7 protein-coding genes and 1 pseudogene are annotated in these 9,105 nt (G+C 76.1%); 3 read left to right on the top strand and 5 right to left on the bottom strand.

What is annotated here, in order from left to right; translation table 11 throughout:
- Positions 1–320 precede the first annotated feature (320 nt).
- Both DLJ47_RS32400 and DLJ47_RS32395 read left to right on the top strand, forming a co-directional pair.
- The gene (locus DLJ47_RS32400) at positions 321–1,526 is read left to right on the top strand and encodes a class I SAM-dependent methyltransferase (RefSeq protein WP_109905783.1); all 1,206 of its coding nucleotides are present in this window, start codon (positions 321–323) and stop codon (positions 1,524–1,526) included.
- Between the two features lie 152 nt (positions 1,527–1,678).
- Positions 1,679–2,095: a helix-turn-helix domain-containing protein gene (locus tag DLJ47_RS32395; protein ID WP_109905781.1), complete on the top strand. Its 417-nt coding sequence runs from the start codon at positions 1,679–1,681 to the stop codon at positions 2,093–2,095.
- Between the two features lie 12 nt (positions 2,096–2,107).
- On the opposite strand, the gene DLJ47_RS32390 is transcribed toward DLJ47_RS32395, so the two are convergent.
- The 4 genes and pseudogenes from DLJ47_RS32390 to DLJ47_RS37325 all read right to left on the bottom strand — a co-directional run.
- Positions 2,108–3,061 (bottom strand): hypothetical protein, encoded by a 954-nt coding sequence (locus tag DLJ47_RS32390; RefSeq protein ID WP_109905779.1) that lies wholly within the window; start codon positions 3,059–3,061, stop codon positions 2,108–2,110.
- Positions 3,062–3,289: 228 nt separating this feature from the next.
- The gene (locus DLJ47_RS32385) at positions 3,290–5,422 is read right to left on the bottom strand and encodes a RecQ family ATP-dependent DNA helicase (RefSeq protein WP_109905777.1); all 2,133 of its coding nucleotides are present in this window, start codon (positions 5,420–5,422) and stop codon (positions 3,290–3,292) included.
- A 56-nt stretch (positions 5,423–5,478) separates the two neighbouring features.
- Positions 5,479–6,216 (bottom strand): hypothetical protein, encoded by a 738-nt coding sequence (locus DLJ47_RS37330; protein WP_233258145.1) that lies wholly within the window; start codon positions 6,214–6,216, stop codon positions 5,479–5,481.
- 520 nt (positions 6,217–6,736) lie between these two features.
- Positions 6,737–7,426 (bottom strand): annotated as a pseudogene (locus DLJ47_RS37325) (AfsR/SARP family transcriptional regulator); the annotation flags it as partial.
- 145 nt (positions 7,427–7,571) lie between these two features.
- Between DLJ47_RS37325 and DLJ47_RS32375 the strand changes: the two are divergent.
- Positions 7,572–8,396, top strand: coding sequence for a hypothetical protein (locus DLJ47_RS32375; protein ID WP_109905785.1), 825 nt, complete (start codon positions 7,572–7,574; stop codon positions 8,394–8,396).
- Between the two features lie 66 nt (positions 8,397–8,462).
- Here DLJ47_RS32375 and DLJ47_RS32370 read toward each other — a convergent pair.
- Positions 8,463–9,105, bottom strand: a 643-nt coding sequence (locus DLJ47_RS32370) for an SDR family NAD(P)-dependent oxidoreductase (RefSeq protein ID WP_109905784.1), incomplete at its 5' end; no start/stop codon positions are given.

The raw sequence follows: 9,105 nt of genomic DNA, 5'->3' as shown, positions 1-9,105 counted from the left end.
GGGCCGGCGAGGTGGTCGCCGGCGAGCCGACCGCGGTGATCAGCGCAGCGGGCGCCGATGCCCCGGCCGCCGCCGAGGGCGACGCCGCGAAGCCGCGCCGCCGCCGGCGCCGCCGTGGTGGCGGTGGCTCCGCCGCCGGTACGCCGGCCGAGGCGACCGCCGACTGACCCACGCACGACCCGACGTCCCCGTACCGGTCCCCGGTGCGGGGACGTCCGTCTGAGCGCCCAGCCACCCTCAACCGGTGCAGCCGTCGCGGCGTAGCGCGGCTCACTCGCACCCGGTTCGGCCCGCGCTCGACCTAGCAGGAAGATGGAGCAATGCCGGAACCGCTGGACGCCGCCCTGACCGAGGTGCGATCGCTGCTGCTCGATCCCGCGCTGACCCGGGCGGTCGCCGCCGGACGCCGGCGCGGCCAGCGCCCCTCCGTGGTCCGGGCCGAGCTGCGCCCGGTGACGCTCAAGGCCGGCCCACGGCTGCAGATCGCCACCTCGGACGGGGCCCGGCCGTACACCCGTAACGTCGCCCCCGGCCCGGAGGCGGCCTCGGCGGTGGACGCGCTGCTGGCCGAGCCGTTCGGCAACTGGCACGTGGAGACGGCCGGGGCGACCCTGCAGCTGCGGGTGACCAAGTCCGGCGAGGCGCAGGTGCACCGGTCGGCGGCGGCCCGGCCGACGGTCGAGCCGACCGGGCACGACCGGGCCAAGGAGTACCTGCTCGACCCGGGCGACCCGATCTTCGCCGAGATCGGCGGCTCGGCGGCGAAGCGGCGCCAGGTGGACGCGTTCCTCCGGGCCCTGGCGGCCACCCTGCCGGACGACCTGACCGGCCCGCTGCGGGTGGTCGACCTGGGCTGCGGAAACGCGTACCTGACCTTCGCGGCGTACCGCTACCTCGCCCAGCGCGGGCTCGACGTCGAGCTCGTCGGGGTGGACGTCCGGGAGGACCAGCGCCGGCGCAACACCGAACTGGCCGAGCGGCTCGGCTGGGCCGACCGGGTCAACTTCGTGGCCGGCACCATCGCCGACGCCGTGGTCGAGCCCGCCCCCGACCTGGTGCTGGCGCTGCACGCGTGCGACACCGCCACCGACGAGGCGCTGGCCCGAGCGGTGCGCTGGCGGGCCCGCTGGGTGCTCGCCGCGCCCTGCTGCCACCACGACATCGCGGCCCAGCTGCGCGCCCGGCCGGCCCCGGCGCCGTACGAGCTGCTGACCCGGCAGGGCATCCTGCGGGAGCGCTTCGCGGACGTCCTCACCGACGCGCTGCGCGCCGGGCTGCTGCGGCTGCACGGCTACCGGGCCGAGGTGGTGGAGTTCGTCGACTCCCGACACACCCCGCGCAACCTGCTGATCCGCGCCCGGCGCACCGGTGCCGAGCCGACCGGGACGCAACGCGCGGACTACCGGGCGCTGGTCGACCAGTGGGCGGTCACCCCACGGCTGGAGACCCTGCTGACGGAAGCCCCGGCAGCGCCGCCCGGCACGCCAGCAGACACGCCGGCCGGGAGGCCGGCGGACCCGGCGTAGGACGCCCCACACCGCACCGCCGGCCGGCGTCGAGACGCGAAAAGTCCCGCCGGCGGGACGGTCTGGTCGATCAGTCAATTGTTTCCGCGCCGGGCCGTACTACCCTCGGAGGCGCACCGTCGGTGCCGGTCGGGAGGAGAGAGCCCGCAGGAATGGGTGCGGCAGACGTATCGCCACAGATGGCGTTCGCACGTTTCGTGCGGCGTGCCATCGACGACGCCCGCGAGGAACGCGGGTGGACCGTCACGGACCTGGCCGCGCACACCGGCGTAGGCCGCTCGACCGTCTTCCGCTGGCTGGCCGGCGACTGGCAGGACTACCCCGAACTGGCCAAGGTCCGCGGTTTCTGCGCCGCGCTCGACCTACCGGTCGCCGCCGCGTTCCGCGCCCTCGGGCTGCCCGACGCCGGCCCCGCCCCGCGCCGCCGCACCGACGACGGCCCGGTGGAGGCCGACGTCCGGGTGATCCTGCAACGGCTGGCCGACCCGTCCGTGCCGGTCGAGGAGAAGCACCACATCCGCGACCTGCTGCGCTACCTCGCCCGCCGCCCGATCCGCCGCGCCGGCTGAACCGCCCCGCCGTCAGGGGACGGTGACGGTGAACTCGGCGGTGCGTACCTCGCCGGCCACCTGGAAGTCCAGGTAGAGCCGGTACCGGCCGGGGCCGGGCGTGGTCAGCCAGAAGCGGACCGCCCCCTCGACCAGTTCCGGCTCCGGGTGGACGTGCAGGTAGCCGAGGTCCCCCTCGCGCAGCGCCACCAGGTGGCCGTACGCGCCGAGGTAGCGCTCGAGCGCCGGGGTGCCGCCGCCGGGGGCGGTGATCCGGAAGGTCAGCGGCACGGTGAGCCCGGCCTGCGGGCTGCCCTCGACGCCGACGGTGAACCCGTCGACGGTGGCGGCGGTGGCCGGCGCGGGCAGCGGCCGCGGGGCGTACTCGCCGGGCGCGACCAGGTCCGTCCCGAGGGTCACCGGGACCTGCCGGCCGTCGTCGGCGACGGCGGTGAAGTCGGCGTACGCCCGCCAGACGCCGGCCCGGGGCAGGGTCAACGGCACCGACCAGGTGCCGTCGGCCGCCATGCTCGGGTGCAGGTGCTGATATCCGCTGAGGTCGCGGCGGACGACGATCACGTGCATCGGCTTCTCGTGCACCACCGCGAACCGGGTGACCGCCCGGCGCTGCGCGTCGCGCACCTGGAAGCGCAGTTCGCCCTCCCGCCCGGCGGTGAACTCCCCGCCTAGCGGCGTGAGCGTGTAACCGGACGCGGTGACCGCCAGCCCGGCCGCCTCCGCCGCCGCGCCCTGGTCCGCGCCGTGCTCGTGCGCCCCGGTGCCCGGGGCGTGGGTGTGGTCGGCGAGCGCGCTGTCCAGGCCGGTGCCGGCCGGAGAACCGTCGCCGTTGATCCGGCCCAGACCGAAGCCGAGCAGGACGGCCAGCACCAGCCCGCCGACCACCAGCGCCAACCGGACGGTGCTCCCGTCGGGTCTGGCGAGGTCGCGCTCTGGCGCCGCCGGCGTGCCGGGCTGCGGCTCGGTCATGGCGCCCACGCTACCGGCGCGACCAGCGACGATCGGCCAGCTGGCGGCGCGGGGTGGCGCCCGTCGCAATCCGCCCAGCCCGGGAACTTTCCCGCGAGCGCCGCCAGCCGTTGACCACCCGGACAGGGGGCCGTGCCGGCGACGGCAGGCGGGCGGCGTCAGCCGGCGAGGGCACGGGTAGCTTCAGCCGGACGCGAGCAGCCGTCAACCGGCCGGCGCGAGCGGGCGTCAGCCGGCGACGGCCAGGGCGAGCGGGAGCACGTCGGGGGCGCCGGCCCGGCGCAGTTCGCGGGCGGCCATGGTCATCGTCCAGCCGGAGTCGACCAGGTCGTCGACGAGCAGCACCGGCCCGTCCAGCCCGGCGAGGGCCGCCGCCAGGTCGTCCGGCACGGTGACCGCGCCGTGCAGGGCGCGGACCCGCTGGGCGCTGTTGCCGCGCGGGCCGCCGACCGGACCGGCCGCCGTCACCTGCCCGAGCAGCGGCAGCCGCCCGACCGTGGCGATCCGCTCGGCCAGCGAGCCGACCAGCCGGGGCCGGCGGCGCGAGCCGACCGCGACCACGCCGACCGGGCGGCGCGGCCAGGGGTCGTCGCCGTGCGCCCAGGCCTTGAGCACCTCGACCACGGCGGCGGCCACGTCGTCCGGCGCCGGGCCGTCGGCCGCCTCCGGCCCGACCAGGCCGCGTAGCCGCCCGCCCCAACCCAGGTCGGAGAGACGACCGACGGCGCGGCCGGGCAGCGCCTGCTCGCCGGGGGCGATCCGGCCCTTCAGCGGTACGCCGACCGCGTCCAGCCCGGTCGGCCAGAGCTTCTTCGGCGGGACCTCCACGCCGGGCCGGCCGAGGAAGGTCTGCGCGGCGGCCAGCGCGGCGTCGGACACCTCGGGCGGGAACAGCGGCCCGGCGCACCGGTCGCACCGGCCGCAGTCGGCCGCCCCGGTGTCGTCCAGGCACTCCCGCAGGTAGCGCATCCGGCAGTCGGGCGTGGTCGCGTACTCCCGCATGGCCTGCTGCTCGGCGGTGCGCGCGGCGGCGACGCGGCGCAACCGGGCCTCGTCGTAGACCCAGGGCTCGCCGGTGGCGAGCCAGCCGCCGCGGACCCGGCGGACCGCGCCGTCCACGTCGAGCACCTTGAGCATCAGCTCCAGCCGGGCCCGGCGCAGGTCGACGATCGGTTCCAGGGCCTGGGTGGAGAGCGGACGGTCGGTGTGCAGCGCGGCCAGCACCGCCCGGACCTGCTCCTCTGGCGGGAACGCGAGCGAGGCGAAGTACCGCCAGATGGCGGCGTCCTCCGGCCCGGGCAGCAGCAGCACCTCGGCGTGCTCGACGGCCCGGCCGGCCCGGCCGACCTGCTGGTAGTAAGCGATCGGCGAGGGCGGCGCGCCGAGGTGCACCACGAAACCGAGATCCGGCTTGTCGAAGCCCATGCCCAGCGCGCTGGTGGCGACCAGCGCCTTGATCTTGTTGTCCAGCAGATCCTGCTCGGCCGCCCGCCGGTCCGCGTCGTCGGCCTGCCCGGTGTACGCGGCGACCGGATAGCCGCGCGAGCGGAGGAACTCGGCCGTCTCCCCCGCCGCCGCCACGGTGAGCGTGTAGACGATGCCGGAGCCGGGCAGCCGGTCCAGGTGGTCGGCGAGCCAGGCCAGCCGGTGCGCCGGGCCGGGCAGCTCGACCACGCCGAGCCGCAGCGACTCCCGGTCCAGGGTACCGCGCAGCACCAGCGCGTCGCCCAGCTGCTCGGCGACGTCGGCGGTGACCCGGGCGTTGGCCGTGGCGGTGGTGGCCAGCACCGGCGTGCCGTCGGGCAGGTTGCCGAGGAAGGTACGCAGCCGCCGGTAGTCGGGCCGGAAGTCGTGCCCCCAGTCCGAGACGCAGTGCGCCTCGTCCACCACCAGCAGCCCGGTGGTCGCGGCCAGCTTCGGCAGCACGGTGTCCCGGAAGTCGGGGTTGTTCAGCCGCTCCGGGCTGATCAGCAGCACGTCGACCGCGCCGGCGTGGATCTCGGCGGTGATCTCGTCCCACTCGTCGAGGTTGGCGGAGTTGATGGTCCGGGCCCGGATGCCGGCCCGGGCGGCCGACTCGACCTGGTTGCGCATCAGCGCCAGCAGCGGCGAGACGATCACCGTCGGCCCGGTCGACGGGTTGGCGGCGGGGTCGTCGATCTGCCGCAGCAGGGCGGTGGCCACGAAGTAGACGGCGGACTTGCCCCAGCCGGTGCGCTGCACGCAGAGCACCCGCCGCCGGTCGACCACCAGCGCCTCGATGGCCCGCCACTGGTCCTCGCGGAGCCGGGCGTGCTCGCCGGCCAGCCGCCGCAACACCGCCTCGGCCCGTTCCCGTACCGCCGCCCGATCCTGGCTCATCCGGCATTTCTACCAGCGACGGCTGACGACGCCCCGGTTCGCGCGGGAGGTTCCGGTCACGATCCGGCCGGTGGCGTCCGCTCGCCCGCCGGGGCCGCCGGCGTCGGGGGCAGGAAGAACAGCAGCTCCCGGAGCCGGTCGGTGGCGGTCGGCGGCAGCAGGCAACGACCGGCGAGCTCCTCCAGGGAGGCGTACGGGCCGCGCAGCCAGCGGTCCACGGTGAGCTGGCGGCACTGGTCGGCGGTCAGCCCGGGCAGCCCGGCGAGCACCTGGTCGGGTACGGCGTTGACGTCGATCAGGCCGCCGTCGTCGAACGTGCGGGGCAGGTCGGGCCGCCCGATCCGCAGTTCGTCACGGGCCGCCGGGTAGTGGTAGAGCAGGTACCGGGCGTGTTCGCGGCGGATCCGCCGCTCCTCCTCGGCGCGGAACCGGGCACTGCCCTGGCCACCGGTGAGCGCCGCCCAGACCCCTCGGCTGAGCAGCACCACGTGCGCCGCCCCGACCAACCAGGTGACCACCGCCAGCCCGAGGAAGATCACCGCCTCGGTCCCGGGCACCTCGGCGTCCGGATCCTCCAGGTTGAGCATGCTCACCTCGACCAGGACGGCGACCAGGTAGCCGACGCCGACGAGCGCCAGCCGCCAACTGCGCCGCCAGGCGGCGTAGGTCAGCATCACCAGCCAGGTGAAGCAGCCGAAGGAGAGCAGGACGAGCGCGGTACCCGCGATGGTGGCGGTCGCGCTCGCCCAACCCGGGGACGGCGTCCGCTGGCGCTTCCCGGTGGCCGCCGGCATGGCGGACGGCGGCGGAAGGACCGGCGGCGGGCCGTACCCCGGGCAGGGCGGGCGGCGACGTGCCGCCCGGCTGCGCCGTCGGGTTCAGCGGCGCAGGCACCGCCGGGCTCGACGGAAGGAACGCCCCGGCGGGCGGTGCCAGCGGTGCGGCCGCCGGGTCGGGCGGGAGAAACGACGCGGCGGGCGGTCCCAGCGGCGAGGCCGGCGCGGCGGGCGAGGCAGGCGCTGGTGACACCGCGGCGGGCGGTGCCGGCGCAGGTGCCGCCGTGGGTGGTGGTCCGGTCGGCAGGGACGCGGCGGCCGCTGGCGGCTCCGGCGCCGCGACGGCAGCCGGCGGCCGGGACGCCTCGACGGCAGCCGGCGGCGGGGTGGTCCCGACGGCTGCTGGCGGCGGGGTGGCCTCCACGGCAGCCGGCGGCAGTGACACGGCAGTGGGCGGGACGAGCGCCGGGTCGGAGCGGAGCATCCGCCGGTGCAGGTCCTGGAGCGCGTCGCCCGGCTCGATGCCGTACTCGTCGCGCAACAGCTCGTCGAACTCCCGGTAGGCGGCCAGCGCCTCGGCCTGCCGCCCGCTGCGGTACAACGCCAGCATCAGCTGGTGCCGCAGCCGCTCCCGCACCGGGAACTCCGCGGTCAGGTCAACCAGCTCGCCGATCAGCTCGCGGTGCCGGCCCAGCCACAGCTCCAGGTCGGCCCAGGTCTCCAGGGCGCTGGCCCGCAGCTCCAGCAGGCGTAGCCGGGCCGAGTCGAAGTACGGCCCGGCGAAGCCGGTGAACGGCTCGCCGTGCCACAGCTCCACCGTGGACCTCAGCTCGCCGACCGCCTCGGCGGCCCGGCCCTCCGCGCGGAGCCGCTCGGCCCGGCGCAGCCCCCGCTCGAACCGCGCGGCGTCGACCGCCTCCGGCCCGACCCGGAGCTGGTAGCCGGCGTCGGTCAGCGTCAACACCTGGCCCGGGCTGCGCGGCGAGCGCTCCGGCTCGATCACCCGGCGCAGCCCGGCGACGTACTTCTGCACCACGTTCGGGCCGTTCGCCGGCGGCTCGTCCGGCCAGACCGCGTCCACGATCTGCGCGGTGGTGACCGGCCGCCCGGCGGCGAGCAGCAGCACGGCCAGTACGGCTCGCTGCTTTCCCGGCCCGAGGTCGAGTTCCCGCTCGCCGTACCAGGCCCGCTGGGGCCCGAGAATCTCGAAGCGAAGCGTCCCTGACATGCGAGTTTCCGCTCCTGACACCCCCGCTGCGTGCGCCACGGCAGTGCACGGCAGTCGGACCGCAGCATAGCGGCAGTGGTTCGGCCGTACCGGCCGGCAGCATCGGACCGGCAGAGGCCACACCTGGTGAAGGAAAGAGATCATGATGACGAACGGAACCGGCCGCGCCGGCACGGTCCGGCGCGGCGCCGGCGCCCTGGCCGCGGTCCTCGCGACCACCCTGCTCGCCGGCTGCGGCCCGGCCGGGACGGATTCCGGGTCCGGCGGGACCGCCTCGACGAGTCCGTCCGCCAACCCCAAGCAGGCGCTCCTCGCGGCGGTGCCGGACGGTAGTGAGGGTGCGTTCCGGTTCTCCGGCAAGGACGCCACCTCGGATCTGTCCGGTGTGGTGGACCCGGCCGCGAAGGGCATCGACCTCACCGCCGCGGTGAAGGACCCGGAGCACGGCTTCACCACCCGGATGTCGTTCCTGGTGGTGCAGGAGCGGATCTGGATGAAGGTCAAGTTCACCGGCACCGACGGGCTCACCGGCCTGCCCAAGCTGCCGAACCGCTGGATGGAGCTGGACCGGTCCCGGCTGACCGACCCGGACGCCACCCCGACGTACGAGGGGGTGGACGTCGGCAACGCCGGGCCGATCATCCAGGCCGCCACCACGGTCGAGGAGAAGGCCGACCGGACGTACGCCGGAGTCGTCGACCTGACCGCCGCCGAGGCAGCCAAGGCGGTCGGCGAGGAGGAGGTCGCCGCCCTCGGCGACGCGGCCCGGCAGGTGCCCTTCACCGCCGTGGTCGGCGCCGACGGCAACCTCAGCTCGCTCACCCTGGACGTGCCGGCGGCCGGCACGGCGAAGTCCTGGACGTACGTGGTGAAGTACGCCGACTACGGCTCGGCCCCGAAGCTCGCCGCGCCCGGCGGCGACGCCGCCCAGCCGGCGCCGAAGCTGGCGTACCAGATGCTCAACGGCTGAGCGTCGACGCATCGACCGGGTGTCGCGGCCGCACGGGGGGTCGCGGCACCCGGTCGCGTTCCCAGGTCAGCGGCCGAGCACCGAGCCGCCATTGACGCCGAGCACCTGCCCGGTCACGTAGCCGGCGGCCGGGCTGGCCAGGTAGCGGACGGCCGCAGCGATGTCGTCCGGTACGCCGGCCCGCCCGACCAGCGTCGCCGCCACCCGCTTCGCGTGTCCCTCCGGAGTCATCCGGTCGCCGAAGAACTCCGTCTCCGCGACGTAGCCGGGGCTGACCACGTTGACAGTGATCTGTTCCGGGCCGAGCTGCCCGGCCAGGTCGTACGCCCAGCCGTGCAGCGCCGCCTTCGCCGCCGAGTACGCCCCGCCGCCGCCCCGCTGGGCGGCGATCGAGCTGACCAGGATCACCCGGCCGCCGGGGCGGCGCAGGGCCGGCAGCAGCGCCTCGGTGAGCAGGACTGCGGTGAGCACGTTGGCGTCCAGGTTGGCCCGCCAGTGCGCGGCGGTGCCGGCGAGCGTGCTGGTGTCACCGCCCAGGTAGCCGCCGGCGTTGTTGACCACCACGTCGACCGGTCGCCCGGCGACCGCCTCGACCACCCGGCCGAGCTGCTCCGGATCGGTCAGGTCGGCGCTGACCGCGCGCACCGCCCCCGCCCGCCCGCACTCCGCGTCGAGACGCTCCGCCGTGGCCAGCAGCACATCCCCCCGC

Origin of the sequence: Micromonospora sp. S4605 (assembly GCF_003176715.1) — a bacterium.
GTDB classification, from domain to species: Bacteria; Actinomycetota; Actinomycetes; order Mycobacteriales; family Micromonosporaceae; genus Micromonospora; species Micromonospora echinaurantiaca.
The sequence above is the reverse complement of the archived record's forward strand: the minus strand, read 5'-3'. Positions and strand labels throughout refer to the sequence as shown.

Coding starts and splice junctions, on each gene's coding strand:
- DLJ47_RS32390 (WP_109905779.1), bottom strand. CDS start 3,061: ATGACCGAGCCGCAGCCCGGCACGCCGGCGGCGCCAGAGCGCGACCTC.
- DLJ47_RS32395 (WP_109905781.1), top strand. CDS start 1,679: ATGGGTGCGGCAGACGTATCGCCACAGATGGCGTTCGCACGTTTCGTG.
- DLJ47_RS32385 (WP_109905777.1), bottom strand. CDS start 5,422: ATGAGCCAGGATCGGGCGGCGGTACGGGAACGGGCCGAGGCGGTGTTG.
- DLJ47_RS37330 (WP_233258145.1), bottom strand. CDS start 6,216: ATGCCGGCGGCCACCGGGAAGCGCCAGCGGACGCCGTCCCCGGGTTGG.
- DLJ47_RS32400 (WP_109905783.1), top strand. CDS start 321: ATGCCGGAACCGCTGGACGCCGCCCTGACCGAGGTGCGATCGCTGCTG.
- DLJ47_RS32375 (WP_109905785.1), top strand. CDS start 7,572: ATGACGAACGGAACCGGCCGCGCCGGCACGGTCCGGCGCGGCGCCGGC.